At 60.6% G+C, this 26,350-nt stretch carries 32 protein-coding genes and 1 pseudogene; 28 read left to right on the plus strand and 5 right to left on the minus strand.

What is annotated here, in order from left to right:
- Positions 1–46: 46 nt before the first annotated feature.
- Both ascO and ascN read right to left on the minus strand, forming a co-directional pair.
- The gene (gene ascO / locus ACTG2O_RS10765) at positions 47–508 is read right to left on the minus strand and encodes a type III secretion system central stalk protein AscO (RefSeq protein ID WP_019446800.1); all 462 of its coding nucleotides are present in this window, start codon (positions 506–508) and stop codon (positions 47–49) included.
- Positions 505–1,827: a SctN family type III secretion system ATPase AscN gene (ascN, locus tag ACTG2O_RS10770; RefSeq protein ID WP_439976657.1), complete on the minus strand. Its 1,323-nt coding sequence runs from the start codon at positions 1,825–1,827 to the stop codon at positions 505–507. Before ascN ends, ascO begins: the two co-directional genes overlap by 4 nt.
- 189 nt (positions 1,828–2,016) lie before the next feature.
- Here ascN and aopN point away from each other — a divergent pair, with 189 nt between their 5' ends.
- From aopN to ascL, 28 genes and pseudogenes are all read left to right on the plus strand, one after another.
- The gene (gene aopN, locus ACTG2O_RS10775; protein ID WP_042054058.1) at positions 2,017–2,895 is read left to right on the plus strand and encodes a SctW family type III secretion system gatekeeper subunit AopN; all 879 of its coding nucleotides are present in this window, start codon (positions 2,017–2,019) and stop codon (positions 2,893–2,895) included.
- Positions 2,876–3,157 (plus strand): type III secretion system gatekeeper subunit Acr1, encoded by a 282-nt coding sequence (gene acr1, locus ACTG2O_RS10780; protein ID WP_005334576.1) that lies wholly within the window; start codon positions 2,876–2,878, stop codon positions 3,155–3,157. The genes aopN and acr1 overlap by 20 nt, the downstream gene beginning before the upstream one ends.
- Complete coding sequence (gene acr2 / locus ACTG2O_RS10785) at positions 3,154–3,525, plus strand: SycN family type III secretion system chaperone Acr2 (RefSeq protein WP_021229940.1); 372 nt, start codon at positions 3,154–3,156, stop codon at positions 3,523–3,525. Before acr1 ends, acr2 begins: the two co-directional genes overlap by 4 nt.
- Positions 3,522–3,887 (plus strand): type III secretion system protein AscX, encoded by a 366-nt coding sequence (gene ascX, locus ACTG2O_RS10790; RefSeq protein ID WP_373885097.1) that lies wholly within the window; start codon positions 3,522–3,524, stop codon positions 3,885–3,887. Before acr2 ends, ascX begins: the two co-directional genes overlap by 4 nt.
- The gene (gene ascY / locus ACTG2O_RS10795; protein ID WP_439975719.1) at positions 3,884–4,234 is read left to right on the plus strand and encodes a type III secretion system chaperone AscY; all 351 of its coding nucleotides are present in this window, start codon (positions 3,884–3,886) and stop codon (positions 4,232–4,234) included. The genes ascX and ascY overlap by 4 nt, the downstream gene beginning before the upstream one ends.
- Positions 4,167–6,332, plus strand: coding sequence for a SctV family type III secretion system export apparatus subunit AscV (gene ascV, locus ACTG2O_RS10800; RefSeq protein WP_439975720.1), 2,166 nt, complete (start codon positions 4,167–4,169; stop codon positions 6,330–6,332). Before ascY ends, ascV begins: the two co-directional genes overlap by 68 nt.
- The gene (locus ACTG2O_RS10805; RefSeq protein WP_439975721.1) at positions 6,329–6,784 is read left to right on the plus strand and encodes an LcrR family type III secretion system chaperone; all 456 of its coding nucleotides are present in this window, start codon (positions 6,329–6,331) and stop codon (positions 6,782–6,784) included. Before ascV ends, ACTG2O_RS10805 begins: the two co-directional genes overlap by 4 nt.
- A 39-nt stretch (positions 6,785–6,823) precedes the next feature.
- Complete coding sequence (gene acrG, locus ACTG2O_RS10810; protein ID WP_439975722.1) at positions 6,824–7,108, plus strand: LcrG family type III secretion system chaperone AcrG; 285 nt, start codon at positions 6,824–6,826, stop codon at positions 7,106–7,108.
- A gap of 9 nt (positions 7,109–7,117) precedes the next feature.
- On the plus strand, positions 7,118–8,224 hold the full coding sequence (locus ACTG2O_RS10815) for a virulence-associated V antigen (RefSeq protein WP_439975723.1): 1,107 nt from the start codon (positions 7,118–7,120) through the stop codon (positions 8,222–8,224).
- 9 nt (positions 8,225–8,233) lie between these two features.
- On the plus strand, positions 8,234–8,737 hold the full coding sequence (gene acrH, locus ACTG2O_RS10820; RefSeq protein ID WP_042054069.1) for a SycD/LcrH family type III secretion system chaperone AcrH: 504 nt from the start codon (positions 8,234–8,236) through the stop codon (positions 8,735–8,737).
- Positions 8,718–9,887, plus strand: a complete 1,170-nt coding sequence (gene aopB / locus ACTG2O_RS10825) for a type III secretion system translocon subunit AopB (protein ID WP_439975724.1) — start codon at positions 8,718–8,720, stop codon at positions 9,885–9,887. Before acrH ends, aopB begins: the two co-directional genes overlap by 20 nt.
- Before the next feature lie 12 nt (positions 9,888–9,899).
- Entirely contained in the window at positions 9,900–10,796 is an 897-nt protein-coding gene (gene aopD, locus ACTG2O_RS10830; protein ID WP_439975725.1) for a type III secretion system translocon subunit AopD, read from the plus strand.
- A 134-nt stretch (positions 10,797–10,930) separates the two neighbouring features.
- Complete coding sequence (locus ACTG2O_RS10835) at positions 10,931–11,374, plus strand: type III secretion system chaperone (protein WP_021229946.1); 444 nt, start codon at positions 10,931–10,933, stop codon at positions 11,372–11,374.
- A 2-nt stretch (positions 11,375–11,376) separates the two neighbouring features.
- On the plus strand, positions 11,377–11,610 hold the full coding sequence (locus ACTG2O_RS10840) for a T3SS regulon translocated regulator ExsE family protein (protein ID WP_005334547.1): 234 nt from the start codon (positions 11,377–11,379) through the stop codon (positions 11,608–11,610).
- The gene (locus ACTG2O_RS10845) at positions 11,607–12,008 is read left to right on the plus strand and encodes a YscW family type III secretion system pilotin (RefSeq protein ID WP_439975726.1); all 402 of its coding nucleotides are present in this window, start codon (positions 11,607–11,609) and stop codon (positions 12,006–12,008) included. Before ACTG2O_RS10840 ends, ACTG2O_RS10845 begins: the two co-directional genes overlap by 4 nt.
- Positions 12,009–12,352: 344 nt before the next feature.
- Complete coding sequence (locus tag ACTG2O_RS10850) at positions 12,353–13,168, plus strand: helix-turn-helix transcriptional regulator (RefSeq protein WP_019446814.1); 816 nt, start codon at positions 12,353–12,355, stop codon at positions 13,166–13,168.
- A gap of 119 nt (positions 13,169–13,287) precedes the next feature.
- Positions 13,288–14,103 (plus strand): type III secretion system negative regulator ExsD, encoded by an 816-nt coding sequence (exsD, locus tag ACTG2O_RS10855; RefSeq protein ID WP_040065237.1) that lies wholly within the window; start codon positions 13,288–13,290, stop codon positions 14,101–14,103.
- Positions 14,104–14,118: 15 nt separating this feature from the next.
- On the plus strand, positions 14,119–14,544 hold the full coding sequence (ascB, locus tag ACTG2O_RS10860; protein ID WP_159164053.1) for a YscB family type III secretion system chaperone AscB: 426 nt from the start codon (positions 14,119–14,121) through the stop codon (positions 14,542–14,544).
- A complete protein-coding gene (ascC, locus tag ACTG2O_RS10865) occupies positions 14,517–16,370 on the plus strand; it encodes a SctC family type III secretion system outer membrane ring subunit AscC (protein ID WP_167555771.1) in 1,854 nt (617 codons plus the stop codon). Before ascB ends, ascC begins: the two co-directional genes overlap by 28 nt.
- A complete protein-coding gene (gene ascD, locus ACTG2O_RS10870; RefSeq protein ID WP_111900816.1) occupies positions 16,367–17,671 on the plus strand; it encodes a SctD family type III secretion system inner membrane ring subunit AscD in 1,305 nt (434 codons plus the stop codon). The genes ascC and ascD overlap by 4 nt, the downstream gene beginning before the upstream one ends.
- The gene (locus tag ACTG2O_RS10875; RefSeq protein WP_005334536.1) at positions 17,634–17,846 is read left to right on the plus strand and encodes an EscE/YscE/SsaE family type III secretion system needle protein co-chaperone; all 213 of its coding nucleotides are present in this window, start codon (positions 17,634–17,636) and stop codon (positions 17,844–17,846) included. Before ascD ends, ACTG2O_RS10875 begins: the two co-directional genes overlap by 38 nt.
- Complete coding sequence (ascF, locus tag ACTG2O_RS10880; protein WP_040065226.1) at positions 17,839–18,096, plus strand: type III secretion system needle filament protein AscF; 258 nt, start codon at positions 17,839–17,841, stop codon at positions 18,094–18,096. The genes ACTG2O_RS10875 and ascF overlap by 8 nt, the downstream gene beginning before the upstream one ends.
- Positions 18,096–18,449: a YscG family type III secretion system chaperone gene (locus tag ACTG2O_RS10885; protein ID WP_439975727.1), complete on the plus strand. Its 354-nt coding sequence runs from the start codon at positions 18,096–18,098 to the stop codon at positions 18,447–18,449. Before ascF ends, ACTG2O_RS10885 begins: the two co-directional genes overlap by 1 nt.
- On the plus strand, positions 18,446–19,000 hold the full coding sequence (locus tag ACTG2O_RS10890) for a YopR family T3SS polymerization control protein (RefSeq protein ID WP_064335852.1): 555 nt from the start codon (positions 18,446–18,448) through the stop codon (positions 18,998–19,000). Before ACTG2O_RS10885 ends, ACTG2O_RS10890 begins: the two co-directional genes overlap by 4 nt.
- Positions 19,000–19,338 (plus strand): SctI family type III secretion system inner rod subunit AscI, encoded by a 339-nt coding sequence (ascI, locus tag ACTG2O_RS10895; protein WP_064335853.1) that lies wholly within the window; start codon positions 19,000–19,002, stop codon positions 19,336–19,338. Before ACTG2O_RS10890 ends, ascI begins: the two co-directional genes overlap by 1 nt.
- A gap of 6 nt (positions 19,339–19,344) precedes the next feature.
- A pseudogene (gene ascJ / locus ACTG2O_RS10900) lies at positions 19,345–20,084 on the plus strand (SctJ family type III secretion inner membrane ring lipoprotein AscJ).
- The gene (locus ACTG2O_RS10905; RefSeq protein WP_139463773.1) at positions 20,081–20,707 is read left to right on the plus strand and encodes a SctK family type III secretion system sorting platform protein; all 627 of its coding nucleotides are present in this window, start codon (positions 20,081–20,083) and stop codon (positions 20,705–20,707) included. Before ascJ ends, ACTG2O_RS10905 begins: the two are co-directional and overlap by 4 nt.
- The gene (ascL, locus tag ACTG2O_RS10910) at positions 20,686–21,351 is read left to right on the plus strand and encodes a SctL family type III secretion system stator protein AscL (RefSeq protein WP_374879039.1); all 666 of its coding nucleotides are present in this window, start codon (positions 20,686–20,688) and stop codon (positions 21,349–21,351) included. Before ACTG2O_RS10905 ends, ascL begins: the two co-directional genes overlap by 22 nt.
- 149 nt (positions 21,352–21,500) lie before the next feature.
- Here the strand turns inward: ascL and ruvC are convergent, their stop codons facing one another.
- From ruvC to ACTG2O_RS10925, 3 genes are all read right to left on the minus strand, one after another.
- Positions 21,501–22,022 carry a crossover junction endodeoxyribonuclease RuvC gene (gene ruvC / locus ACTG2O_RS10915; RefSeq protein ID WP_005334512.1) on the minus strand — a complete coding sequence of 174 codons (522 nt, stop codon included), beginning with the start codon at positions 22,020–22,022 and terminating at the stop codon, positions 21,501–21,503.
- Between the two features lie 115 nt (positions 22,023–22,137).
- Positions 22,138–23,187 carry an efflux RND transporter periplasmic adaptor subunit gene (locus ACTG2O_RS10920; RefSeq protein WP_042082430.1) on the minus strand — a complete coding sequence of 350 codons (1,050 nt, stop codon included), beginning with the start codon at positions 23,185–23,187 and terminating at the stop codon, positions 22,138–22,140.
- A 15-nt stretch (positions 23,188–23,202) separates the two neighbouring features.
- Positions 23,203–26,265: an efflux RND transporter permease subunit gene (locus tag ACTG2O_RS10925; protein ID WP_439975728.1), complete on the minus strand. Its 3,063-nt coding sequence runs from the start codon at positions 26,263–26,265 to the stop codon at positions 23,203–23,205.
- Between the last annotated feature and the right edge of the window lie 85 nt (positions 26,266–26,350).

Genomic DNA, 26,350 nt, shown 5'->3' on the forward strand with positions numbered 1-26,350 from the left:
GGGCTGTCACTGTGCCCTGTATCGGGAGGATTCGGTTCATGACTCGTTACATCCTGCTCTGCTGGCGGAACTCTTCCTGTTCCTGCTCTTCGTTGTAGTCACGCAGGGCTTGCTGTGAGGCCTGCTCCTGACGGTGTAGTTCGGCAAATTTCTGTTGCTGCTGGCGGGCTCGGTGTACCGCCTGCTGGCGCTCCTGTAAACGGATGCGCTCTTCGGCGACCCGCTCGGCCTGTTCGGCGGCAGTTTGTTCAAGCTGGGCCTCTTTCTCCCGCAGCAGCGCCACTTGCTGTTGCCACGCCTTGAGCCCCTTGCGATCGAGTTGCTCCGCCTGACAGATGGCAAATAGCCGCTCCTCTTCGGCAAGGCGCCACTGGCGATAGTCGAGACTCTCCTGCTCCGCTTCGCGTTGGCGAACGCGGGCGAGTTGCACCCGAGCCTGCTGGGCGGCGAGCTGCTGCTCGGCCCGATCCAGCCGCAGGTCTTTTATTCGTTGCAGGCGGCCAATCATCGGGTCAGTACCTCCAGAGTCGAGAGGGCTTCCGGCAGTGAGCTGGGTTCATGAGTGCCTTGCCTTAGCCACTGGCGAATAGTCTCGATGCGGGCGATCGCCTCATCGGCCACCTTGTCCTGCCCTTTCTGGTATTCGCCGATCTGCAGCAACAGCTCCACCTCTTCATATTTCGCCAGCCAGCTGCGCAGTCGACCGGCCTGAGCCTGATGCTCGGGCTCGATGATCTGGTTCATCACCCGGCTGGCGGAGCGCAGCACGTCGATGGCCGGGTAGTGGTTGGCCGCCGCCAGTTTGCGCGACAGGATGATGTGGCCATCGAGGATGGAGCGGGTCTCGTCGGCTACCGGCTCTGTCATGTCATCCCCCTCTACCAGCACGGTATAGAGGGCAGTGATGGAGCCCTTGTCTGACTGACCGGCCCGCTCCATCAGGCGGGGCAGGGCGGCAAACACCGACGGCGGATAGCCCCGTCGGGTTGGCGGTTCGCCAGCGGCCAGACCAATCTCCCGCTGGGCACGGGCAAAGCGGGTGACGGAGTCCATCAGCAGCAGTACCCGCTTGCCCTGATCGCGGAAATACTCGGCGATGGAGGTGGCGACAAAGCCTGCTTTGGCCCGCTCCATGGCGGGGCGATCCGAAGTTGCCACCACCAGCACAGCCTTCTTGAGCCCCTCTTCCCCCAGATCCGCTTCGATAAATTCGCGCACCTCACGGCCCCGCTCACCGATCAGCGCCAGCACGGTGACATCCACCTCGGCGCTGCGAATAAGCGACGCCAGCAGGGTGCTCTTGCCACCACCGGCGGCCGCGAAGATCCCCATCCGTTGCCCCTCACCGCAGGTAAGCAGGCCATCGATGGCGCGAATACCGAGCGAAATGGGCTCGGCGATGCGCTTGCGGCTCATGGGAGCGGGCGCATCCCGATAGACCGGATACCAGGCCTCGGGCTCCGGCAGATGGCCACCGCCAAAGGGGTTACCTAGGCCATTGAGCACCTGACCGAGCAGATGATCGCCGACCCCGACCTGATGCATGGCACCGGTCGGGCTCACCTCGGTGTTGGAGGAGATGCCGAACATCTCGCCAAGGGGGGTGAGCAGCGCCTGATGCTGGGCAAAGCCGATCACCTCTGCCTGCAGGGAGAGTGTGTTGTCCGGGTTGCGCAGATGGCAGAGCTCGCCGATCCGTACCCCGGGGACGACTGCCTTGAGCAGGGTGCCAGTCACCTGGGTGACCCGGCCACGGATCTGGATCAGGCGGCACTCGTCGATGGCGTGACGAAGCTGGTCGGGGATGTGGTCAAGGGAGAGGGTCATAACAATCTGCGCCATTGAAACTGGCGGCCACTATAGGGGATGGGGGGCTACGGGGATTTCAGCGCGAGTCGGGACTTTTTAGAAAACCGTTGGGGGCGGGCTAAAAATTCACGGCCGATTTTGGCATAGGGAGGCGAGGGCGATTTTTATAATGCCATCCTCGTCAATCCATTCGTCACGGGAGTTTCCATGGCCATTATCCAGAGCAACCCCTATGCCCCTGCCGCCCAGCCCGAGCTGCGCGGAGCAGAGGTCGCATCCCGTCAGGCTCCCCTGCAGGGTGGGCAATTTCAGGGGGAGCGGGTCGTGCTGGCCAGTGCCGCCCAGTCGCTGGCCGATGCCGCCGAAGAGCTCACCTTTGTCTTTTCCGAGCGCGCTGAGCTTTCGCTCGCCAAGCGCAAGCTGAGTGACAGCCATGCCCGCATCAGCGAGATCGAGGCGCTGGTGGGGGATTACCTCGACAAAGTGCCGGAGCTCGAACGCCAGCAGAAGATCAAGGAGATGGTGAGCCACCTCGGCAGCGGTCGGCTGGCCAATCTCTCCCAGCTGCTGGCCTACCTCGAGAGCTATTCGGGGGAGGTGAGCGAGCAGTTCGAGGCGCTCTGTCAGGCGCGCAAGGCCCTCGCCGGACGACCGGAGATGCAGGGCACCCTGGCGCTGGTGGAGCAGGCGCTGGCCAAGCTGGCGGACGAGCAGGGCAGTGCCATCGTGCTGGGGGCGCGCATTACCGGCCCCGCGGCCGAAGCGGCCAAAGCGGGTGTGGGTGCCGAGCAGGATCTACGGGATCTCTATCGCGATGCGGTGCAGGACTACCGTGCCCTTTCTGCCGCCTGGCGCGATATTCACAGCCGCTTTGGCAATGGTGCGCTGGAGAAGGTGACCGGCTTCATGATGAAGGCCCTGAGCGCCGATCTCGACAGCCAGCAGCGCTGGCTCGATCCGGTCAAGCTGGAACGGGTGATGAGCGACATGCACAAGCTGCGGCTGCTCAACACTCTCTCGGCGCAAGTGGACGAGCTGTGGCAACGGGTGAAGGAGGGCTCGGCCCATGGCATACGGGCCTTCTGATCTGATGGGCGATCTGATCGCCCTGGTGGAGAAACGCTGGGCCAGCGTGCGGGATGTGGAGCAGGTCGGTGTGGCTCTTGAGCTGTCAGATTGTCGCCAGCAGGTGCTGCTCTATCAAGAGCTCAAGCGACTGATCCGCCTGCTGCCGGTGGAGCTGTTCAGTGAGGAGGAGCAGCGCCAGAACCTGTTGCAGTGCTGTCAGGGGGCGCTCGATAACGCCATCGAGCGGGAAGAGGATGAGTTGTCTGGAGAGTCGTCATGAACTGGATTGAACCCCTGCTGGTGCAGTTTTGCCAGGATCTGGGCATCACCATAGGGGATAACCCCCATTCGCTGATCCAGCTTGAACTGGAGCAGAGCGGCACTCTGCAACTGGAGCGCCATCAGGGGCAACTGACCCTCTGGTTGGCCCGCGCCGTGCCCTGGCATCAGAGTGGCGAGGCGATCCGCCGTGCCATGACCTTGACCGCCGCGGCGCAAGGCCCGGCACTGCCGGTGCGCAGCGGCTGGCTGGGTGAGGATCAGCTGATCCTCTTCGTCACTCTCGATGAGCGGGCCGTGACTCTGCCCCAGCTCCATCAGGCCGTGACCACCTTGACCCGGCTGCAGCGAGAGGTGCTGGCGTCATGAGCCGGATCACTGCCGCGCATATCGGTATCGAGCAGCTTAGCGCCATCTCTCTTGACGATCAGGAGCGAAGCCTGCCGGGGCGTTATGCCCTGTTACCCGATGGCCAGTCCATCGAACCCCATATCAACCGCCTCTACCCTGAGCGGCTGGCGGATCGGGCGCTGCTCGATTTCGCCACCCCGGATCGCGGCTTTCACGATTTGTTGCGGCCGGTTGATTTCAATCAGGCGATGCAGGGTCTGCGCAGCGTGCTGGCAGAAGGGCAGAGCCCCGAGTTGCGAGCGGCCGCTGCGCTGCTCGAACAGATGCACGCCGATGAACAACTGATGCAGATGACCCTTCATCTGCTGCACAAGGTATGACCATGGTGCTTACGTCACAGCAGCAGGATGCGCTGCTGCTCACCGGCTGGCTGCAACTGCAATATGGCCACCCTGACAAGGCGTGTGTCCTGCTGGCAGCCCTGCTGCAGATCCACCCCGACCATCAGGGAGGGCGACGGACCCTGCTGGTGGCCCTGCTCAAACAGGGGGAGGGGGAGGCGGCGCTGGCCCATGTCGATCAGCTGATGCAGCAAGGGGAGGCCGACGGCCCGCTCTGGCTCTGCCGCAGCCGGGCTTGCCAGTTGGCAGGGCGGCTGGATGAAGCCCGTGTTGCCTATCAACAATACCTCGAACTGGAAGAGCAGAATGAATCAACGCTCCCTTGAGCTGCTGCGCCGGATAGGCGAGCGCAAGGACATCATGCTGGCGATCCTGCTGCTGGCCATCGTCTTTATGATGGTCTTGCCGCTGCCGCCGGTGGCCCTCGATATCCTGATTGCCATCAACATGACCATCTCGGTGGTACTGCTGATGATGGCAGTTTATATCAATTCACCGCTGCAGTTCTCCGCCTTTCCGGCGGTGCTGCTGATCACCACCCTGTTCCGGCTTGCCTTGTCGGTGAGCACCACCCGGATGATCCTGCTGCAGGCCGATGCGGGGCAAATCGTCTACACCTTCGGTAACTTCGTGGTGGGGGGCAATCTGGTGGTGGGGATCGTCATCTTCCTCATCATCACCATCGTCCAGTTTCTGGTGATCACCAAGGGCTCGGAGCGGGTCGCCGAGGTGAGTGCCCGATTCTCCCTCGATGCCATGCCGGGCAAGCAGATGAGTATCGACGGTGACATGCGCGCCGGGGTGATCGACGTGCACGAGGCGCGGGATCGCCGCGGGGTCATCGAGAAGGAGAGCCAGATGTTCGGCTCCATGGATGGCGCCATGAAGTTCGTGAAAGGGGACGCCATCGCGGGCCTCATCATCATTTTCGTCAACATCCTCGGTGGCGTCACCATCGGGGTGACCCAGAAGGGGTTATCCGCCGCCGATGCGCTGCAGCTCTACTCCATCCTGACGGTGGGTGATGGCATGGTCTCCCAGGTGCCGGCGCTGCTGATCGCCATCACCGCGGGCATTATCGTGACCCGGGTCTCCTCCGAAGAGTCCTCCGATCTGGGTACCGATATCGGCGCCCAGGTGGTGGCCCAGCCCAAGGCGCTGCTGATAGGTGGTCTGCTGCTGGTGCTGTTTGGATTGATCCCGGGCTTCCCGATGATCACCTTCTTTGCGCTGGCGGCCATCGTCACGGCGGGCGGTTACTTTATCGGCTTGCGTCAGCGCAAGGCGCAGAGCAGCAACAATCAGGATCTTCCAGCCGTACTGGCGCAGGGGGCCGGGGCCCCCGCCGCCCGCAGCAAGCCAAAACCGGGCAGCAAGCCGCGGGGCAAGCTGGGGGAGAAGGAGGAGTTCGCCATGACGGTGCCGCTCCTGATCGATGTGGATGCCGCTTTGCAGGCCGAGCTGGAGGCGATTGCCCTCAACGACGAACTGGTGCGGGTGCGCCGCGCCCTCTATCTTGATCTCGGAGTGCCCTTCCCGGGTATTCACCTGCGTTTCAACGAGGGGATGGGGCCCGGCGAATACCTGATCCAGCTGCAGGAGGTGCCGGTCGCCCGCGGTCTGCTGCGCCCGGGCCATCAGCTGGTGCAGGAGAGCGCCTCCCAGCTCGATCTGCTGGGGATCCCCTACGAAGAGGGGGCGCCGTTGCTGCCCGGACAACCGACCTTGTGGGTCGCTAATGAACATCAGGATCGGCTGGAGAAGTCACGGCTGGCCAGCCTCACCACCGATCAGGTGGTGACCTGGCATCTATCCCATGTGCTGCGGGAATATGCCGAGGACTTTATCGGCATTCAGGAGACCCGCTACCTGCTGGAGCAGATGGAGGGGAGCTATGGCGAGCTGGTTAAGGAGGCGCAACGCATCATCCCGCTACAGCGAATGACCGAAATTTTGCAGCGGCTGGTGGGGGAGGATATCTCCATCCGCAACATGCGCGCCATCCTGGAAGCGATGGTGGAGTGGGGCCAGAAAGAGAAGGATGTGGTGCAGCTCACCGAGTACATCCGCAGCAGCCTCAAGCGCTATATCTGCTACAAGTACGCCAACGGCAACAACATCTTGCCCGCCTATCTGCTCGATCAGCAGGTGGAGGAGCAGATCCGCGGCGGCATTCGCCAGACCAGCGCCGGCAGCTATCTGGCGCTCGATCCCACCATTACCCAGAGCTTCCTCGATCAGGTGCGCCATACCGTCGGTGATCTGGCCCAGATGCAGAACAAGCCGGTGCTCATCGTCTCCATGGATATCCGCCGCTATGTGCGCAAGCTCATCGAGGGGGATTACCACGCCCTGCCGGTGCTCTCCTATCAGGAGCTGACCCAGCAGATCAATATCCAGCCCCTCGGGAGGGTCTGCCTGTGAGGGGGGAGCCGTTAACCTCTGACCCCCTGATCCCCTGGCTGCAAGCCAGGGGAGTGGCGGTGGCCCCTCACCATCTGGGGGCAACCCCCATCCAGCTCGGCCACGGTTTTTGCTATCGCCAAATTTATCTCGCCTGGCGCTTTGATCCTGCGACCCGACGGGTCTGGATCCTGCTGGTGCGCCGAGAGGGGGAGCGGGCCGGACTGGCCAATCCCTTTGCCGCCCTCTATCTGCTGGCCGAAGCCACTCTGAAAGTGCTCGGGCCGGGCCATTACCTCTACGGCAACGTCGATGTCTTTCGTGGCAGCAGCCTGAGTAGTGAGCGGCTTGGCCGCTTCTACCTGTGCTGGACGGGAGCCAGTGAACCCGAGCCCGGCTGGTTCATGCTGGCCGCCGAGCGAGTCTGTTCCTTGCGGGATATGCGAAAACGACAAAAGCACGGCCTTGCGTGACAGGCATGTCCAAAGGGGCCTCATAGAATAGGAGCCAAGATGAAACAACCGCGTTTTACCGACCATAGCGAGACCATTTCGCAAGCAGAGCAGGCCATTGCCGACAGCGATCACCGCAACGCTCTGTTGCAAGAGATGCTGGCTGGCCTAGCCCTCTCGGATCAGACCTGTCAGCTGCTATTCGATGCGCCGACCGAGCAAGTGGCCGTGGCCGAGCAGGAGTTGCTGGCTGAGATCCAGCGCAGACAGGCGTTACTGCCGGCACAGCCGGGAGAGGGCCGCAAGAGTCGCCGTCCCACCATGATGCGCGGACTGATGATTTAAGGAGTCGTGATGAGCACTATCCCTGACTACAACACCAACCCAGGCGCATTCGTCGGCTGGCTTGATGGGCAAGCGCTGGACGCATTGCCGGGCCATAAAAACCCCAAGTTGACCGAACTGGTCGAGCTGCTCAAGGGCAAGATCACCATCAGTGCTGACTCATCGACTGCGCTGAGCAAGGCGCAGCTGGAGAAGTTGCTGGCTGCCTATCTGACGGATCCCGCCTCGATCAACGGGGGTTGGGCGATGGGCCAGTTCTGGGGGGGGCAAGATGCGGCCATTGCCGCCATCAAGGGAATGATCGAGCGGGGAGCAAAACAAACCCCGCCAGTCACCCACTGGACCGTCCCTGAATTTATGCTGCTCTCCCTCAGTGCGCTGACCATGGATCGCATCGATGACGATCTCATCACGACCTTTACCGGGGTGATGGCGTTTCAGGACAACCAGCGTAAAGGGCTGCGGGACGAGCTGGCAGAGATGACCGGTGAGCTGAAGATCTACGGGGTGATCCAGTCCGAGATCAACAAGGTGCTCTCTGCGGCATCCAGCCAGACCTTCAACACCAATTTCAATCTGCTGGATTACAAGCTCTATGGCTATCAGTCTCAGGCCAAATTTATGGAAGGGGCCGAGTACAAGCTGCTTTCACGCATGTCGCCGGAGATTGTAGCTCTAAGAGCAGAGCTTGCTAATCAAGAATCAGAGCTTGCCGAAGCAATAGAACATTTTGTGAGAAAGCAAGGTTTAACACCCCAAGAAGCAGAAGTTCAAGTTAGCGGTAATCGGGTTTTAATTGCACAAACCAGAGAGAGACTGGTCAAACTCGAAAGAGATGCGAGTGTATCGGTCAAGATCTTTCTCGAAAGTGGCGAGAAGAAGAGCGGCGCGATGAAAAATATCGAAGCCAGCTACAGCTATGACAAGGACAACAACAAGCTTGGTAACTTCTCCACCAGTGTGAGCGACCGTTCTCGCCCGCTCAACGATCAGGTCAGTGAAAAGACCACCCGCCTCAACGACGTCAGCTCGCGCTACAACGCTGCCATTGAGGCACTCAACCGCTTTATCCAGAAATACGACAGCATCATGCGCGACATTCTTGGCGCAATTTGAGGAGAGATCATGCAGACCGACACCACCCTGACCCCGGAATATGAAGCAGAGCTGGAAGCCTTTATGGCTGACGGTGGCACCCTGGCCATGCTGCAGGATATCTCGGGCGACACCCTGGAGCAGCTCTATGCCCTGGCCTTTGGCCAGTATCAGGCCGGCAAGTGGGAGGATGCTCACAAGATCTTCCAGGCCCTCTGCATGCTGGATCACTACGAGCCGCGTTATTTCCTCGGGCTGGGTGCCTGCCGTCAGGCGATGGGGGAATTTGAAACGGCGGTTCAAAGCTACAGCTTTGGCGCCATGCTCGACCTGAAAGATCCCCGTTTCCCGTTTCATGCTGCCGAGTGCCGGCTGCAACAAGGTGATTTGAACGGGGCCGAGAGTGGCTTCCACTCGGCCCGACTGCTGGCGGACACAGATCCCCGGCAGGCAGACCTGGCGGCAAGCGCCAAGGTCATGTTGGAAGCCATCGCAATCAGAAGGGATCTGCAAGATGAACCCGATCAGCAATGAAAGACAGGTTTCCCCGCTGGGAAACACAGGTGACGTTGCGGGCCTGGCGCCCGTAACCCAACCTCGCAGTGAAACACGGCTCGATGCCGCCACGGTGCAAGTCACCGGTCAGGCCCGCAAGTCAGGGGTCTCGCTGAACCCACCACTGGCGGTAAGCAATAGCCAGGTCAGTGCGCAGCAACTTGGTGAAATCGGCAAGTTGGTGGCTTCGGTGAAAGAGAACACCGGCTTGATTCTGCCGCACACCACCGGGTTGGTCGCAGCCTTTACCTCGCCCGAAGCGTTCGAGATTGAGCTGGGCAAGCTCACCAGCGATCTGGAGAAGACCCAGACCAAGCTGAAGCTTGATGATATCCGGCAAGCTCGCACGCTGAACGAGAAGAAGATCGGCGAGAATCAGGCGAAGATCAAAGAGGCAGAAGAGAGTGCCCAGGAGGCCAAGAAGGCCGGTATCTTTGGCAAAATTTTTGGCTGGATCAGTGCCATCGCCTCGCTGGTGATCGGTGCCATCATGGTGGCAACCGGGATTGGTGCTGCCGCCGGTGCCCTGATGATCGCAGCTGGCGTCGTTGGCGTGGTCAACATGGCTGTGCAGCAGGCTGCCGCTGATGGCCTTATCTCCAAGGAGGTGATGGAGAAGCTGGGGCCAGCCCTGATGGGGATAGAGATTGCATTGGCAGTGATTTCGGCCGCAGTCAGTTTCGGCGCGACCATTGGCGGTGCGATTGCCAAACTGGGCGCCAAGATTGGTGGCAAGGTTGCGGATGTTACCGCCAAAATCGTTGCCAAGGCGGGTGAAATGGCCGCCAAATTTGGTGCCAGAGCAACCGTTGAGGCGGTGAAGGTGAGTGACAAGGTGGCGAAAGTGGCCAAACTGGCCACCCAGGGTGCCGATATCCTCATTGATGTGAGCAGTGGCGTGGCCAAAACGGTCCAGTCAGCGAAAGAGTCCGAGTCGCTCGATGCCCAGGCTGATCTTGCCTTGAGCAAGAGCGAGATGACCGAGTTGCAAGGGGTTATCGACAAGCTCAAGGAGGCGATAGCCCAGATGCTCGAAGCGTTCCAGCAGACCATGGAGATGATCTTCCAGATGATCAATGCCAAGGGCGACATGATGAACAACCTGGCCCGCAGACCTGCCGCTATCTAAGGAGTACCGACCATGATTAACAGTGATTATGCAAATGGTGTGACCCGTACCGCCCCGCTGACCGAGGTGCAGGCCGGTGAGGCGCAGCAGGTTCGCAGTGCGACCACTGCCCATGAGGCCGCCGTTTCGACTCGCCCGCAAGGGTCAGAGAACAAAAGCGTTCCTACCCTGCCACGCCCCTCCGTCCCCTTCGATACCAAAGGGGTGACCCAGATGGTTGCGCAGCTGGACAGTGCGATGGATATGATGTCCTTGCTGTTCAAACTGGCCCGTCAGGCCCGTGAAGAGGGATTACAGGTTCGGGATATCGAGAACAAGCTGGTCATCAGTAGCCAGCAGGCACAGGTTGACGAGATGCGCCACGGCGCCAAGCTGATGATCGTCATGGCGGTGGTCTCCGGCGTGATGGCGGGGTTCTCTGCCATTATGGGCGGGATCAGCCTGGGCAAGGGCGCCAAGGCTATCAAGCAGCAACAATCCCTTGATGGCAAGATTGCCGGTCGCGAGGCCTTGATTGACGCCAAGATTGATAGCTTGAGCAAGCAGGGCCAACAGGTTGACCGTGCTGATGTGGGCAAAGTCTGGAAACAGGATCAAGTTGCAGACAGTAACGCGAAGCAGTTGTTGGACAAGAAATTTGACCGCAATACCCAGCGTGGTCAGGTGTTCAACACCGTAACCCAGTCTGTGGGGCAAATGAGCAACTCTGCTGTGCAGGTGGCGCAGGGTGACAGCCAGGCCAATGCGAAGGAAGACGAGGTCGAGGCGACCATCAGTCAGACCGAGAAGCAGAAGGCCGAGGACAATATGTCCTTCAATGCCAACTTTATGAAAGATCTGCTGCAACTGATGCAGCAGTATTCCCAGAGCCAGAATCAGGCCTGGAAAGCGGCATTCGGCGTTGCATAAACGTCATGGCAATCAAGGCGCCCACTGGGGCGCCTTTTTGTTTTCCGGCCATTTTTCTTAAAAGTGCCGCCCTTGAGTGACAGCCTGCATGGCGGTGGCAGGCTAACATGCCTTCCTCTCTGCTGGAGGAAATCATGGATGTAACTGTCATCATCAATCGACTGCTCGCTGAATTTGCCACCAAATATGGTTTGCCATCCTTGGCTCTGAATCAGGAGGGGGTTGCGGCGCTCTGCTTTGACGAGCAGTTGCAACTCAGCCTGATCCTGGTGCCGGAGCGTGATCAGCTGGTGTTGCAGGCCGACGTGGCCGAGCTGCATCAGGTGGGCGAGGGGATTTTCCGTCAGTTGGCCAGCTTCAATCGTCACTGGTATCAGTTCAATCTTCACTTCGGTTTCGATGAAGAGAGTCTGACGGTGCAACTCTATCGCCAGATGGCGGCAAGCCGGTTGACTCTGGCGTACCTTGAAGAGAGTCTCGCCAGCATGCTGGAGCATGCCGAGTTCTGGCAGGAGTTGCTGCAACCCGGTACGCGGGAGGCAGGCAGCAGTGATCAGGTGATGGGAGTGCGGGTATAACCATGAAGATTCAGGAATCACAAGGTGCGCTGGCCCTGCATGGAGCAGAGGCGGGCAAGGTGGGGGCATTTGCAGGCAGAACCGTGAGTGCCCGGTCAGCCAGTGCGAGCCAGGTTCCCCTGTCGGCACTGCTGCGACGCTCCATTACCCTCAATCAGGTCCAGGAGCTGGCGCTGCAGCGACTGCAGCAGGGTGAACACACACCGCTGAGTGAGCGGCGGATCCGGGTGCTATGAGAGGTCTGCTGCTACTGATGTTGTCGGCCATGCTGGCCGGTTGTGTCACCACCCCGGAGCTGAAGCCATCGCAACAGCAACTCAAGGGCGAGGTGCATTTCCCGCAAGCCTTGCCACGTCCGGCGACAGTGGAGGTGGCTGTGCTCAGCGTGATCGGGGGGCGTCCGTTGCAAGTGGCAGCCACCCGTTATGAGGTGACCATGCTGCCATTGCTGTTTGATCTGCGTTTGACCCCTCTGCAACTGGCGGAAGGGGAGATCTATCTGCGTGCCCGCTTGCGATTTATGGATGGCACCGCGGTACAGGCTATGAGTCAGCAGAAAGTTTTTAAGATTTTTAATGACAAAAAAATGGTTATTCAATTGCAGCCAAAAGCTTGTTATCCACAATGTCAGTAATGATTGTGTTTAAATAAAAAGCCTCAAATCAATCATTTATTAATTTGTCAGTTAAGATTGAAGGTTTCTTTTTGTAACGAAGTATCTTTTGCTGTAAGCACACCATTAAGTATGAGTCGTCGCAATGGATAAATAGTGTGTTAGCTCTAATTTTAGGCTGGTTTTTCTGCTTGTGACTGTTGTAGGATCCCCCCTCATTTCAATGGTGATTAATTTTTGAATTCACCAGCGAATGACTTGATTACAAAACAATAAATAAAAATAACAGCAATAATAAAGCACCCGAGAGCGACCCGCTTCCGGAGGTGTTACTGGTACTACACGCAGATTCAGGAAAATAAAACATGAAGGGCATTACTACCACAGAGAAGGGCGATATGGCTCTGCTCCAGTGGTGCATGTCTGCTTTTAACGTTATCGAACATCCGCAAGAGGGAATTTATATTCTCCTGGAAGGATCGATGAAGTGGCAGGACTGTACCGATACCTATGAATTATCCCCCAACGAACTTCTGTTCGTGCGCCGTGGCAACTACGCGGTCTGTACCGGTGACGGCCCCTGCCGCCTGCTTTGGCTACCTCTGTCAAACTCCTTTTTGCAAGGCTTCTTGCAACGTTTCGGTTCACTGTTGAGTGAAGTCCCCCGGCTGGAGGGGATGGCCCCCACGCTGTTGCCGTTTCACTCATCCCCCTTGCTGACCCAATGTATTCAGGGACTGCGCGGGTTGACCGAACATGAACATCCCCCCGCACTGGCCCAATTACGCACCGAAGAGTTGCTGTTTCTGCTCGCTTTTGGCGAACAGGGGCCTCAACTGATGTCTATTTTGCGCCAGCTGAGCAATCGCCAGGTCGAGCGGTTGCAACAGTTTATGGAAAAGCACTATCTGATGGAGTGGAAGCTCAGCGAATTCGCCAAAGAGTTCGGTATGGGATTGACCACTTTCAAGGAGCTGTTTGGCTCGATATATGGTGTTTCTCCACGCGCCTGGATCAGTGAAAGGCGGATCCTTTTCGCTCATCAGTTATTACTCAATAGTGAAATGAGCATCGTCGATATTGCGATGGAGGCCGGTTTCTCCAGCCAATCCTATTTTACCCAGAGTTATCGTCGTCGTTTTGGCTGTACGCCAAGCCGTGCCCGACACGGCACAGATTAACGCCGGACTAAAATAATCTGACGTTTTTTATAAGCCGCGGAGCGAGGCAATGGATAGAATAGCCAGCATATCGAAACATCATTCCATTATTGCCCGCAGCAAGATGAGCAAGGCATAGCATGAGTCAGCAAGATCACCATTCACCTAACCAGGGCCTGTTTGCAGGTCGTCGGGTTACCGTTGTCCAGCCAGATACCCTGAGTCGGGATCGTCTGGTCGGCCAGCTGTCCGTGCTCCGTTATCAGGATGCCGGCGTGATCACTTCGCAGCAGATGGCCCTGTTGCAACGACTGTTGCCAAGAACCCGACTGGAGAGCCTGTTGGGCTCCATCTGGTTTCAGCGCCGTCTCGATGCCGCGCTGGCCGTCTCGCGTGAGGAGCTGCAACAGATCTTGCGTCTGGCAGGCAGTGAGCGTTGTGACTGGATGCAGCAGCTGGGGGATCGCATCAATCTGGCGGATCGTCCCTTGCTATGGCACTGGGTGCTCTATCCCTTGCACCGCTGGTGGGTTCAGCGTCTTGAACCACTTTACGGCGCTTGGCTTAACGAACTGGAGCAGTTGCAGGTGATGCGCCGCCAGCTCAATGCCCAGGCCGTGTTCTGGCAGACCGTGGTCGATGTGCCGGCGGATCTGGAGAGCCGGATCGCCGATCAGCTTGAGCAGTTGAACCAGCGCGAGCAGGAGCTCACCCGGCTGCAGACTGATTGTGAGGCTCGTCTCCAGTTGGCCTGGCCTGCCTGGTATGCGCAAACGAGCAAGGAGGGAGACCCGGTTCACCTGATGCCGGTACCGCTTGAGCTCGGCACATTCTGGCATGCCCTGCAGGCACTGCCCCATCAGGACGAGGCAGCCCTAACCCTGCATGAGTGGCTGGCCGGCCGGGGCATTGCCCTGGGTCAGGATCACTTCTACTGGCAGCCTCCTGCGCCCTAGATAGCCCGAGGAACTATGCAAACGCTACTGAATCGATTGGCCGCAAACCTTGGCCAAGGGCCTTTTATTGCCGACGCACAGGGAAAGTACCATCTGCGGATCGATGGTTATCCCCTCTTTCTGACCCCCAGAAACGGTGAGTTGCTGCTGAGTACCCCGCTTGTAAGCAGCCAGAGGAATGATGCTGAGGCCCATGATCCGGCGCTGCTAAAGCGTCTGTTGCAACAGGTGGTGGCCTGGGGGCGTCATGCCCCCCATGCCCTGGTGCTGGATGAGCTTGGCAATTTGCAGCTGGAGGCGCGGCTCGCGCTGGAGTGGCTCGACGAGGCGCTGCTGGCGGAGCGCCTGAGCCAGCACATCGCCCTGCTGGAGCGGTTGGAACCCCAATTGACCGAGGCCGCCTTGGCCCCCCAATGGAGACAGATGATATGGCACCCTTGAGTGTGCAACCCCTGCTGCGTCCCCTGTTGTGGATCTGCCTCGCCGTGATGGCGTGGCAGCGTCCCGCCATGGCACAGGAGCTGGACTGGGTGCCCATGCCTTACAGCTATGTGGCGGAAGGGGAGAGTCTGCGCGACGTGCTGGTCAACTTCGGTGCCAACTACGAGGTCTCGGTGGTGGTCAGCGACAAGGTCAACGATCAGGTCAACGGTCAGTTTGAGCATGACGAGCCGCTCGCCTTTTTGCAGCAGCTCTCCTCCCTCTACAACCTGGTCTGGTACTACGACGGCAATGTGCTCTACGTCTTCAAGAACAGCGAAGTGCAGTCCCGTCTCATCAATCTGGAGCAGACTGGCGCAGCAGAACTCAAACAGGCGCTGCAACGAGCCGGGATCTGGGAACCCCGCTTTGGCTGGCGCCCCGATGCGGATAACCGGCTGGTCTATGTCTCCGGCCCGCCCCGTTACCTTGAACTGATCGAGCAGACCGCGCTGGCACTGGAGCAACAGTCCCAGCTGCGCAGCGAGAAGACCGGGCCGCTGGCCATCGAGATCTTCCCCCTCAAGTACGCCTCGGCGACTGACCGCTCCATCCAGTACCGTGATACCGATGTGGCGGCACCCGGTGTGGCGACCATTCTGGCCAAGCTGCTGAGCGATGCTGGCGTGCAGATGGTCAACGGCGAGGGTAGCAAGGCAGCGACGGCCACCTCCGGTCAGGCCATCGTGCAGGCTGATCCTTCCCTCAATGCGGTGATCGTGCGCGATGCTCCGGAGCGGATGGCGATGTACGGCAAGCTGATCGCCGCGCTCGACAAACCGGCGGCCCGCATTGAGGTGGCGCTCTCCATTATTGACATCAATGCCGAGGATCTCTCCCAGCTGGGGGTGGATTGGCGAGTGGGGATCCGCACCGGTTCCAACCAGCAGGTGATTATCAAGACCACCGGCGATCGCAAAGGAATTGAAGGGGGGGCCGCGCTCGGCAGTTTGGTGGATTCGAAAGGACTCGACTATCTGCTGGCCCGGGTCAACTTGCTGGAAAACGAAGGCAATGCCCAGGTGGTCTCCCGTCCGACCTTGCTGACCCAGGAGAATACCCAAGCGGTGATCGACCACAGCGAGACTTATTACGTGAAGATCAGCGGCGAGCGGGTGGCCGAGCTGCAGGGGATCACCTACGGCACCATGTTGCGGATGACCCCCCGGGTGATCCAGATGGGTGACAGACCCGAGATCAGCCTGAGCCTCCACATCGAGGATGGCAACCAGAAACCCAACAGTGCGGGGGCCGATGGCATTCCCACCATCAGTCGCACCGTGGTCGATACCATCGCCCGGGTCGGCCACGGCCAGAGTCTGCTGATTGGCGGTATCTACCGCGACGAGATGAGCGAGAACCTGAGCAAGGTGCCCTTCTTGGGTGACATCCCTTATCTGGGGGCGCTGTTCCGTAGCAAGGACACCCAGACCCGTCGCTCGGTGCGGCTATTTATCATCGAGCCTCGTCTGATTGATGACGGTATTGCCCACTATCTGGCGCTGGGCAATGGTCAGGATTTGCGAGCCGGGGTGCTCGGGGCTGATGAGATCTCCAATCAGAGTCTCTCCCTTGGCAAGGTGCTGGGGGGCGCGCAATGCCAGCCGCTGGCTGCAGCCCGTGATGTGCAGCAACTGCTGCGTCAGGGGGGCAAGAGCTCGTCTCTCACTCAGTGCCGGATGGGCAATGAGCTGGGGTGGCGTCTGGTCGAAATGAACAAGGATCAAAAATGTACACCGGCCGCCAGCTGGTGTGTGCAGGCGGGCAATGAGGGCGCGACCCGATGAGCTGGAAGTGCCGCGTATATCGCGGGCTCAATCGCGGGGTAGAAGTTCCTCTGCCGGAGGGGCGTCTGGTCATAGGTTCCGATCCCCTCAAGGCTGATCTGGTGCTGGTGGATGAGGGGATGGCCCCCGAGCATCTGGTACTGCTGGTGAATGGGGAAGGGATCACCCTGCAAGCCTGGGCGGACGGTATTACCCCGACTCAGGACGGTGTCGCCCTGACCGCGGGAGAGACGCTCAGGGCGGGAACGCGCCTGGAGGCAGGCCCGCTGCTCTGGAGCTTCTGTGACAACAGTCGTTCGCTACCCGAACAGCTGGAGGCACTGGCGGCGGTGGTTGCTCCTTCTCGTGCGCCGCGGCGGCGGGCAGCAGGCGCCGATGTCTGGATGGGGGCCCTCTGCCTGAGTCTGGTGGTCGCCGTGGTCTTGCTGCTCGGCACGGGTTGGTGGCATGGCGCCGACGAGAACGAATCCGCCCGCAGTGAGCAGGCATTGAAGCGCTTTCTGGCCGCACCAAACTACCGTCAGGTGGTGCTGAACAGCAGTGACCCCGAGCTGTGGCAACTCTCGGGTTATGTCGATGAGAACAGCGCTCGTCTTGCCTTGCAGCAGTACCTCGACAGCAAGGGTTTCAGCTACCGGCTGGAGCTGCGCACCATGGAAGATCTGCGGCAGGGTGCCGGCTTTATCTTGCAGAAGTTGGGTTATGAACAGCTGCAGATCCGCAATGGCAAGGAGCCCGGCTGGCTCAAGCTCAGCGGTGAAATTCAGGGACAGGATGGCAAATGGAGCACCATTGAATCTCTGCTCAAGCAGGAGGTCCCCGGCCTGCTGGGGGTTGAGAATCAGGTACAGATTGCCGGGGCTTATCGCAAGCGTCTCGATGCCTTGCTGCAGGAGCAGGGGCTGGCCGGTGCATTGCGGGTGCGTGAAGCGGGTGGGCGACTCGAACTCTCCGGCCAGCTGGATGAGCGCCAACTTGGCCAGTTTCAGCAGGTCAATCAGCAGTTTCGCCGGGAGTTCGGTACACACCCGACGCTGGAGCTGATCAATCAGACCAGAACGCCGCGTCAGGATGAGCTGGAGTTCGATGTGCGCAGCGTCTCGTTTGGCCGGGTGCCTTATGTGGTACTGGCAGACAACCAGCGCTATCCGGTTGGGGGCGCAACCTCCAGCGGGGTGCGGGTGCTGGCCATTCGCCCCGATGCGGTGGTGGTGAGCAAGGGCAAGCAGCAATACATCGTCAAATTAAAAGGAGCCGAGCGGCATGATGACCAGTTTGGAAGCGCGACTGTCCGGCGCTGATCCCGCCTTTGCTCGTGAGCTGCATGAGCAGCTTGTTCAGGCGCAGGGTGAAGTGAAACGGCAACTGCTGCGCGGGGGAACCCCGCAACAGTATCGGGAGTGGCAACAACAGGCCGACGCCATCGAGGCGGGGCTCACGATCATTGGCAAGATAAAGGAGCACAACCATGGCTGATTACTTTAAGTATGCGGACGGTACTACTAACACCCTCGATCAGGTGGCATCGAACCTCTCCGGGCAGGCCAATGACGCCAATACCGAGGTCAACAAGGCCATTGAGGCGATGAAAACCAATCCGGATAACCCGGCGCTGTTGGCCGAGCTGCAGCACAAGATCAACAAATGGTCGGTGATCTACAACATCAACTCCACCGTGACTCGGGCCATGAAAGACCTGATGCAGGGTATTTTGCAGAAGATTTGATGATGAACCCTGAACTCAAACGACAGCTGGCCGAGCTTGCGCTGGCTGGTACCGGCCACCATTGCCATCAGGAGGCGGCTACTATTGCCGACTGGCTGGCGGGTGCGCCGGAGATGACCGAGTGTGTAACGCTCATTCGCCTCTCCTCCCTGATGAACCGGGGGGATTACCAGGCCGCTTTGCAGCTTGGTGGCGAGCACTGCACATCGGATATCGAGCCCTGGCTGGCCCTGTGCGAGTGGCGGCTTGGTCAGCAGGAGGCGCTGGCTGCACGGTTGCTGCGACTGGAGCAGAGCGGTCAGCCAACCTTGCAACAGTTTGCCGCCGGCCTGCGTGAGCAGATGGCCTCATGAAAATTGAAGGCAGCGATCAGCTGGGGGGAGAGCAGCCGCTGCGTCAGCCCCCCCCGCCCGAATCCATGGCTCAACGCCAGTTCGAGCGACTGCTGGCCAAGACTCCCGAGCCGGATCTGTTCGAACGCTGGCAACAGGGGGCCCCCCTTGAGGGTTTGCTGGCCAGTGTGGAGCCCGCCGCCAAGCGTGAACTGCTCTGGCAGATCTACCAACAGGGCGACAAATCGGCGCCGGAGATTGGCAAGCAACTGTTTGTCCCGGTCACTGACAAGTTGATCGCGCGTTTTGGCGAGCGTCAGTCGCCGGTGGTGGATGCCATTGATCTGCCGGAGTTGCGGGCCACCATGCGGGAGTTTGATCCCTTGGCATCGCGGCGGGAGAAGGTGTTGCTGAACTTGTTGAGCGAGCTCAGGGACGGGCAGGGCGCTGTGCCTGCGGGACATCAATTTCTCGATGCACTGGCCCGGCGCGAGCTGATGACCCTGATCCCGCTCAACGGCATGGTAGACAATCTGATGCGCAATTCGCACAAACTTGATCTGGAGGCGTGATGGAAATTACACAGTCTGCCCAGGCGGTGGTCACCAGCCTGGATGAGTTGAAAGCGGTGGATCTCTCCTCGCCCCATATCGCCAGTTTTGAACAGGCGATGGGGAGTACATCCCAGGGGATGGGGAGCTCCCTGCTGGGGGAGCTGGGGGAGTTGAAGCAGCAGTTTGTCGAGGCCAAACAGAACCTGCAAGCCGAGCTGGCCACCCCGGGGGATGATCCCAACAGCCTGATGCAGATGCAGTGGTCGCTGATGCGGATCACTATGCAGGAGGAGCTGATTGCCAAGACAGTGGGCAAGATGAGCCAGAACGTAGAAACCCTGTTGAAGACCCAGTGAGGTAGTGTGAAGAGATCGATGCTGATGGGGGTGCTTGGCGCCTCGTTGCTGCTCAGCGGCTGCAAAGTGGAGCTCTATACCGGGGTCACTCAGAAAGAGGGCAACGAGATGCTGGCGTTGCTGCAGACCGAGGGGATCGCCTCGGACAAGCAGCCGACAAGGATGGCCGCATCAAGCTGCTGGTAGAGGAGTCCGACGTGGCGCAGGCCATCGAGACCCTCAAACGCAAGGGCTATCCAAAAGAGAGCTTCTCTACTCTGCAGGATGTGTTTCCCAAGGATGGCCTCATCTCCTCGCCCACAGAGGAGCGGGCTCGCCTCACCTATGCCAAGGCGCAGGAGATCTCCAATACTCTGTCGGAAATAGACGGCGTGCTGGTGGCTCGCGTCCATGTGGTGCTGCCGGAGGGTAATGAGGGGATCAGCAAGAAACCCTCTCCGGCCTCGGCCTCGGTCTTTATCAAGCATGCGGCGGATATCCAGCTCGATACTTACATCCCGCAGATCAAGCAGTTGGTCAACAACAGTATCGAGGGGCTCGCCTACGACCGGATCAGCGTGGTGCTGGTGCCCTCGGCGGATGTGCGCCAGAGTCCGCTGATGCCGCGCAATACCTCGCTCTTCTCCATTGAAGTGAGCGAAGGTTCAAAGTGGCGGCTGGGCGGCCTGATTGCCCTGTTGCTGGCGCTGGTGGTGACCAGCAACCTGGCGCAATACATGTGGCACCGGAGCCGGAGTCGCGGATGACGGTCGGTTTGACCCCCTATCAGTTGCGCTTTTGCCCGGCCAGTTACCTCCATGAGGCGCACCTGCCCTCATCCTGGGCGCAGGTGCCGAAGCTCCTGCCCGAGTGGCGGACGCTGCCAGCCAGTAACGGCGCCTTGCTCAAGGCGCTGGCATTGGGGATTGGCTATGAGATGCCCGCGCCACTGGGGGGATTGGCGCTGTTTCCCCAAAGCGAGCTGGTGTTGTTGTTGCGCCGTCTGGGGGCCGTGCTGCACGGAGAGGCGATCCGCCACTGCTTGCTGGCACCTACGCTGCGCCAGATCATCGCATTGCTGGGGGAGGAGGGGCACAGAGCCGTACTTTCCCAGCTCGACTTGTTGATCGGCCCCTGGCCCGCTGGCTGGCAGCAGCCTCTGCCTGCTCAGCTCGATGAGGGGTTGCTGGAAGAGGCTGGTTTGCAGTTCTGGCTGGCGGCGGCCGGGGAGGGCTACCCCGACTGGGCTCGCCGTCTCACCCTGCGACTTCCCCCGGCGCCACCCAGGCCATCATGGCCTTTGGCGGCTGACCAGCTGCCACTGGCCCGGGCGCTTTGTCTCAAGATTGCCAAACAGGTAACTCCCCAATGCTGCCATTTGTTGAAATAAAGAGTAACCATCTGCAACTGGCGCCAAGCCAGCGTATTTTGCGTAGCCAGGATTACCTCTCCTACCTGAGCGCGCAGGAGCTGGTAGAGGCCGCCCGGGCCCAGGCGGCCGATATTGTGGCCGAGGCCCGCGCCGTCTATGAAGAGCAGAAAAGCCTTGGCTGGCAAGCCGGGATTGACGAAGCCCGGCGCGAACAGGCGGTGCTGATCCACCAGACCCAGTTGCAGTGTCAGGGGTACTATCGCACCGTGGAGCAGCAGATGAGCGAGGTGGTGCTGCAGGCGGTGCGCAAGATCCTGCACGATTACGATCAGGTGGCGCTCACCCTCAAGGTGGTGCGGGAGGCGCTCTCGCTGGTGAGCAACCAGAAGCAGGTGACGATACGGGTTCACCCCGAGCAGGTGCAGGCGGTGCGCGACCAGATCGCCCGGGTACACAAGGATTTCCCCGAAATCGGCTATCTCGAGATCTCCGCCGATGCCCGCCTCGATCAGGGGGGCTGCATCCTCGAGACCGAGGTGGGGATCATCGACGCCAGCCTCGATGGCCAGCTGGAGGCGCTCTCCTTCGCCATGAGCTCGGCGCTGGAAAAGCGTGGTGAACAGCAGGCCCGACTCGCCGGGGCGAATGCCGCGGTTGAATAAGGCGGCTAAATATATGGCCGACTACGTGAGAGAACATTCATCTGACAAGTCCCGCCGGTTGTTACTCGCCCCAAACAAAACCGCCCCGGAGATCCGGGGCGGTTTTTTTATTTAGCGATACCGAGATGAGTCGTGGACGACACAAGGGCTCAGCGATAGCGGCCACGTACCGAGCTGCTGGCACGGCCGGCCATCTTGATCAGGCTCTGGCGGGTGTGCAGGTGGCAGAGCGCGACGCCGAGGGCATCTGCCGCATCCGCCTGCGGGGTGGCGGAGAGTTTCAGCAGATGGGTCACCATATGCTGCACCTGCTCCTTGGCGGCGCCACCGGTACCCACCACCGCCTGCTTGATCTGGGTGGCGGAGTATTCGCTCACCGGCAGATAGGCGTTGACCGCGGCGACGATGGCGCTGCCACGAGCCTGTCCCAGTTTCAGGGCCGAGTCGGCGTTGCGGGCCATAAAGACCCGCTCGATGGCAAATTCGGTGGGTTTGAACTGGGTGATGATCTCGCATACCCCGTCATAGACCTGCTTGAGGCGCTCCGGCAGCTCGCCGCAATCGGTGCGGATGCAGCCAGAGCCCAAGTATTCGGCCTTGCCGCCCACGACCCGGATAACCCCGTATCCGGTGATCCGCGAACCCGGATCGATGCCCAAAATAATGCTCATGGGTGTTGATTGCTCTAAACGCGAGTGATGGCCGCCAAGATAGCAAACTGTGGCCCGTTTGGCTGTATGTCCCGGGTCAAGCGGGCAAAGATTGGCCAGCCTGCGTCGGGCGTGGCTACCCCTTGAACAGCGCTATGGTGTCGCCATCCTGCAGGCTGCCCGCGCCGCGCACCACCACCCGATCCCCCTGCTTGAGGGCGCCGCTCACCGCTACCTGCTGGCTGTCGCCAAACAGCACGGTGACCGGCACCCGATTCACCTTGAGCGCCTTGCCGCTTCGCGCCACCTGATAGACCACGCTGCCATCGGTGCCGAGCACCAGAGCATCTCGGGGCAGCAGCATGCTCTGCTGCTCCCCCAGTGGCAAGGCAACCCGTACCGGCGAGCCGATGATGAAGGTGCCCGCTTCCGGTTTGAGGCGCAGCTCGATGAGGCGCGACTTGGGATCGGCGCTGGCGGCTCGCTGGTAATAGACGCCGTGACCACTCAGCTGCTCCCCCTCCACCCGCAGCCGGGTTTGCGGCGCCAGCTGCTGGGCCCAGAGAATGGGGGCCTGCAGGCGGATATCCGGCTGATCCGGGTTGACCAGCTCCAGCGCCTGCTCGCCCGCGTCCACATGCTCGCCGGGCTGGATGAAGTGGTTGTTCACCACCCCGTCGAACGGGGCATAGATGTGGCTGCGGCGCAGCTGTTCTTCAATCTGGTTCACCTGTATGGCGGCCAGCCGCTCGGCCAGAGCTGCCTGCTCCACATCGTAACTGGCCTTGTCGTACTGGCTTTGGGAGGCGCTCTTTTGCTGGTGCAGCCGGGTGATCCGTTGGGATTCGGCGCGGGCGAAACGCAAGTTGCTCTGCCATTTCGCCTGCTCGGCGCGAGCCTGCTCCAGCGAGAGGCGCAGTGCCGCGCTGTCGAGGCGCAGCAGCTCGTCCCCTTTTTTGACCCGGCTGCCAAATTCGGCGATCCACTCCACCCGGCCGCTCACTTCGGCGCTTAGCGCAGCTTGCTGGCGACTCGCCACCGTGCCGCTGACCCAGATATTGGCGGCCGCATCCCCTTGGGTCACATCCGCCAAGGTCACCATCTTGCCCTGATCGGCCAATACCGGTAGCGCACTGCCTGCTATCAGCACTGCGCCAGCCAACATTCGGGTAATCATATGTGTCATCGATGAGCTCCTTGCTCAGGCCCGCTGGCGCAGGGGGTGTGGGATCGCCACCTGCTCCCCGAGACGCAGGAAGGCAGGCAACAGGATCAGGGTAAACAGGGTGCTGCAACTCATGCCGCCGACAATGACGGTGGCGAGCCCGCGGTATATTTCGCTCCCTTCGCTCGGGCTCAGCATCAGCGGCAGCATGCCGAAGATGCTGGTGAGGCTGGTCATGGCGATGGGGCGCATCCGGCTTTGCAGGGCATCGGCCACCGCCAGCTGACGGCTCATGCCGTCCCGCTCGGCGGTGCGGGTCTGATGCACCAGCAGGATGGCGTTGTTGACCACCAGTCCCAGCAGGATGACAAAGCCGATGATGGTGAGCAGATCCATCGGCAGCGGCACCAGCAGCCCGCTCAGTTGCAGCGCCAGCACGCCGCCAACCGAGGCAAGGGGCAGGGTGAGCAGCACCAGCAGGGCATCCTTGAGGGAGGCAAACACCCCCCACAGCAGCACCAGCAGGATCACCACGGCGAACAGGAAGATGGTCCCCAGATTGTCGAGCGCCTGTTGCAGGCTGTCGGCATTGCCGGCAATGCGCAGCTCGCCACCAGCGGGCAGCAGGGGGCGGATGGCGGCAAAACTGCGGTTTTTCAGGGTGTCGATCACCTGCTCCATGGTCATGCCTGCCGGGGGCGCTATCTGCAGGCTGATGCTGCGCCGCCCATCGGCCCGGAAGATACTGGCCGGGCCCATGTCGTGCTCTACCCGCAACAGCTCGCCAAGGGGAACGATGCGCCCGGAGGGGGTGGCCAGCGGCACTGCCTTCAGTTCGTCCGGATTGGCGGAGCTCTGCCCCATCAGCATGATGTCGAGCCGATCTTCGCCGTCGAAATACTCGCCAACCCGCAAGCCGTCGCCAAAGGTATGGATGATGGTGGGCAGGGGTGTGCGATCCCAACCCACTTCGGCGAGACGTCGATCTTGCGGCACCAGTTTGAGCTCGGGAGCGGTGAAGTCGAGACTCGGTTCGGGCCGGACCTGTGCTCCTGGCAGGTCCTTGCTGAGGATCCCCATGCTGGCACGGGCCGCCTGATAGAGCTCGGGCAGGTTACCCCCCAGCAGCAGCAGGGAGACGCCGTTCTCGCTGTCAAAGCCGCCAAACAGCGACCCCTGACCGCCGAACACCCGGGTGTCGGGAATACCTACCAGCAGCTGTTTCATCAACAGGCTCTCCAGCTCCTTGATGCGGGTCTCGTCCTTGGGGCGCACGCCAATCTGGGCGCCCCCCGGGTAGCGCAAGATGTAGTAGTTCTTGAGGGCAGGCTCTTTCTCCCCCTTCATGTAGGGGGCGAGGCGGGCGATCAGGGTATCGATCACCTCTTCGCGCTGGGCCTTGAGGTTGACCCCGGGGGTGAAGTTCATCCAGACATCCACCGCGTCCCGTTTCACGTCCGGCAGATAGTCCATCTTGGGCAGTAGCGCCCAGGTGGCCAGTGCCGGCAGGCTCATCATCAGGGTGATGACCGCCCAGCGCTGGCGTGAGGTCGAGGTCCAGCGGATCACATGACGGGTAGTGCGCTGCCACAGCGACTCATAGGGATCGGTCAGCGTTTCACGCCCCATCCAGCGCGCCGCCACCGCAGGCAGCACGATGACGGCGACCAGCATGGAGACTGTCACGGCGCAGGCGATGGTGAGCGCCAGATCGGCAAACAGCTGACCCTCCACATCGTTGAGCAGCAGCACCGGCAGGAAGATGGCAACCGTGGTGAGGGTGGAGGCGACCAGCGCCGTCCACACCTGACGGGTGCCTTCGAGCGCCGCCTCCGCCTTGCTCAAATCCCCCCGCTCGTGGCGCCGGTAGATGCTCTCCAGCACCACGATGGCGGCGTCGAGCACCATGCCGACGGCAAAGGCGATGCCCGCCAGCGAGATGATGTTGAGGGTGCGATCCATCACCTTGAGCAGGCAGAAGGTGAGCATGATGCTGATGGGGATGGCGAGGGCAATCATCAGGGTCGCCTTGAGCTGGCGCAGGAAGAGCCAGAGGATGGCGCAAGAGAGCAGCACCCCGAGCCCCAGGTTGGCGGTGACCATGCTGACGGCACGATTGATGTAGAGGGAGGCATCGAACGACTGCTCCATGTGCAGCCCGACCGGCTCCAGCACCTCGCGGTTGAGCTCGTTCACCCGGGCCTTGATCGCCTCAAGGGAGGCCAGGGCATTGGCACCGCTCTCCTTGAAGATCTGGGCGGCGATGGCGGTATTGCCGTTCTGGATCCGCAGCACCGGGTTCTCTTCCCTGGCCACCCTTACTTCCGCCACATCCCGCAGATAGATGGGCAGGCCATCGCGCCAGTCCACCACCTTGTCCCCCAGCGTCTCGACATCGTAACGACCGGCGAAGCGCAGCTTGTACTCCCAGCGACCGATGTCTAGCGTACCGGCTGACACATCCCAGCCGGTGGTGGCCCGGCTGGCCAACACCGGGATCTCCACCCCCAGCTCGGCGGCGCGATAGGGGTCGAAGCGGATCTGGATCTGGCGCTCGTTGATCCCCTCGACTGCGACTGTCGAGACCCCTTCGATGCGCTCCAGCTCGGGTTTGACCCGCGCCTCGATCAGCGCCTGATGATCATCGATCACCCCTTTGGCGCCGGGCAGCTGCTGGATGAAGAAGAAGGTGAGGGTATCGTTGCTGCTGTAGTTGTTGACGTAGGGGCCGCCAATCTTGTCCGGCAGTCCCGAGACCCGGTTCAATCGCGAAATCACATCGAGTTGGGCCCGTTGCATGTCGGTGCCGAGGGCAAACTCCATGTCGATTTCGGTAAAGCCGGGATAGCTGTTGCTGACAAGGCTCTTGAGCCCTTGCACCCCCTGCATCTCCTGCTCGATGGGGTCGGTGATCTCCGACTCCATCTCTTGCGGCGAGGCTGAACGCCAGCTCACCGAGATGTTGAGGTGTGGACGGTCGATGTCGGGGAACAGCTGGATCGGCAGTCCCCAGATGCTGAGCAGGCCCAGCAGGAAAATCAGCACGATCGAGACCGCCACCCAGATGGGGCGTTCGATCGCCGTTTTGGCGAGGTTCATTCACTCTTCCTGAGTTGTTGTTATCGGCCATTCCGCTGGCCTTGCTTCCAAAGCCCCTGCAAAGGGACTCAAGTATTTAACTGGA

Origin of the sequence: Aeromonas sp. 61P (assembly GCF_051919545.1) — a bacterium.
Lineage (GTDB): Bacteria > Pseudomonadota > Gammaproteobacteria > Enterobacterales > Aeromonadaceae > Aeromonas > Aeromonas veronii.

Excerpts from the sequence above, each read along its gene's own strand:
- ascO (WP_019446800.1), bottom strand. The coding sequence starts at position 508 with ATGATTGGCCGCCTGCAACGAATAAAAGACCTGCGGCTGGATCGGGCC.
- ascN (WP_439976657.1), bottom strand. The coding sequence starts at position 1,827 with ATGACCCTCTCCCTTGACCACATCCCCGACCAGCTTCGTCACGCCATC.
- aopN (WP_042054058.1), top strand. The coding sequence starts at position 2,017 with ATGGCCATTATCCAGAGCAACCCCTATGCCCCTGCCGCCCAGCCCGAG.
- acr1 (WP_005334576.1), top strand. The coding sequence starts at position 2,876 with ATGGCATACGGGCCTTCTGATCTGATGGGCGATCTGATCGCCCTGGTG.
- acr2 (WP_021229940.1), top strand. The coding sequence starts at position 3,154 with ATGAACTGGATTGAACCCCTGCTGGTGCAGTTTTGCCAGGATCTGGGC.
- ascX (WP_373885097.1), top strand. The coding sequence starts at position 3,522 with ATGAGCCGGATCACTGCCGCGCATATCGGTATCGAGCAGCTTAGCGCC.
- ascY (WP_439975719.1), top strand. The coding sequence starts at position 3,884 with ATGACCATGGTGCTTACGTCACAGCAGCAGGATGCGCTGCTGCTCACC.
- ascV (WP_439975720.1), top strand. The coding sequence starts at position 4,167 with ATGAAGCCCGTGTTGCCTATCAACAATACCTCGAACTGGAAGAGCAGA.
- acrG (WP_439975722.1), top strand. The coding sequence starts at position 6,824 with ATGAAACAACCGCGTTTTACCGACCATAGCGAGACCATTTCGCAAGCA.
- ACTG2O_RS10815 (WP_439975723.1), top strand. The coding sequence starts at position 7,118 with ATGAGCACTATCCCTGACTACAACACCAACCCAGGCGCATTCGTCGGC.
- acrH (WP_042054069.1), top strand. The coding sequence starts at position 8,234 with ATGCAGACCGACACCACCCTGACCCCGGAATATGAAGCAGAGCTGGAA.
- aopB (WP_439975724.1), top strand. The coding sequence starts at position 8,718 with ATGAACCCGATCAGCAATGAAAGACAGGTTTCCCCGCTGGGAAACACA.
- aopD (WP_439975725.1), top strand. The coding sequence starts at position 9,900 with ATGATTAACAGTGATTATGCAAATGGTGTGACCCGTACCGCCCCGCTG.
- ACTG2O_RS10835 (WP_021229946.1), top strand. The coding sequence starts at position 10,931 with ATGGATGTAACTGTCATCATCAATCGACTGCTCGCTGAATTTGCCACC.
- ACTG2O_RS10840 (WP_005334547.1), top strand. The coding sequence starts at position 11,377 with ATGAAGATTCAGGAATCACAAGGTGCGCTGGCCCTGCATGGAGCAGAG.
- ACTG2O_RS10845 (WP_439975726.1), top strand. The coding sequence starts at position 11,607 with ATGAGAGGTCTGCTGCTACTGATGTTGTCGGCCATGCTGGCCGGTTGT.
- ACTG2O_RS10850 (WP_019446814.1), top strand. The coding sequence starts at position 12,353 with ATGAAGGGCATTACTACCACAGAGAAGGGCGATATGGCTCTGCTCCAG.
- exsD (WP_040065237.1), top strand. The coding sequence starts at position 13,288 with ATGAGTCAGCAAGATCACCATTCACCTAACCAGGGCCTGTTTGCAGGT.
- ascB (WP_159164053.1), top strand. The coding sequence starts at position 14,119 with ATGCAAACGCTACTGAATCGATTGGCCGCAAACCTTGGCCAAGGGCCT.
- ascC (WP_167555771.1), top strand. The coding sequence starts at position 14,517 with ATGGAGACAGATGATATGGCACCCTTGAGTGTGCAACCCCTGCTGCGT.
- ascD (WP_111900816.1), top strand. The coding sequence starts at position 16,367 with ATGAGCTGGAAGTGCCGCGTATATCGCGGGCTCAATCGCGGGGTAGAA.
- ACTG2O_RS10875 (WP_005334536.1), top strand. The coding sequence starts at position 17,634 with ATGATGACCAGTTTGGAAGCGCGACTGTCCGGCGCTGATCCCGCCTTT.
- ascF (WP_040065226.1), top strand. The coding sequence starts at position 17,839 with ATGGCTGATTACTTTAAGTATGCGGACGGTACTACTAACACCCTCGAT.
- ACTG2O_RS10885 (WP_439975727.1), top strand. The coding sequence starts at position 18,096 with ATGATGAACCCTGAACTCAAACGACAGCTGGCCGAGCTTGCGCTGGCT.
- ACTG2O_RS10890 (WP_064335852.1), top strand. The coding sequence starts at position 18,446 with ATGAAAATTGAAGGCAGCGATCAGCTGGGGGGAGAGCAGCCGCTGCGT.
- ascI (WP_064335853.1), top strand. The coding sequence starts at position 19,000 with ATGGAAATTACACAGTCTGCCCAGGCGGTGGTCACCAGCCTGGATGAG.
- ACTG2O_RS10905 (WP_139463773.1), top strand. The coding sequence starts at position 20,081 with ATGACGGTCGGTTTGACCCCCTATCAGTTGCGCTTTTGCCCGGCCAGT.
- ascL (WP_374879039.1), top strand. The coding sequence starts at position 20,686 with ATGCTGCCATTTGTTGAAATAAAGAGTAACCATCTGCAACTGGCGCCA.
- ruvC (WP_005334512.1), bottom strand. The coding sequence starts at position 22,022 with ATGAGCATTATTTTGGGCATCGATCCGGGTTCGCGGATCACCGGATAC.
- ACTG2O_RS10920 (WP_042082430.1), bottom strand. The coding sequence starts at position 23,187 with ATGACACATATGATTACCCGAATGTTGGCTGGCGCAGTGCTGATAGCA.
- ACTG2O_RS10925 (WP_439975728.1), bottom strand. The coding sequence starts at position 26,265 with ATGAACCTCGCCAAAACGGCGATCGAACGCCCCATCTGGGTGGCGGTC.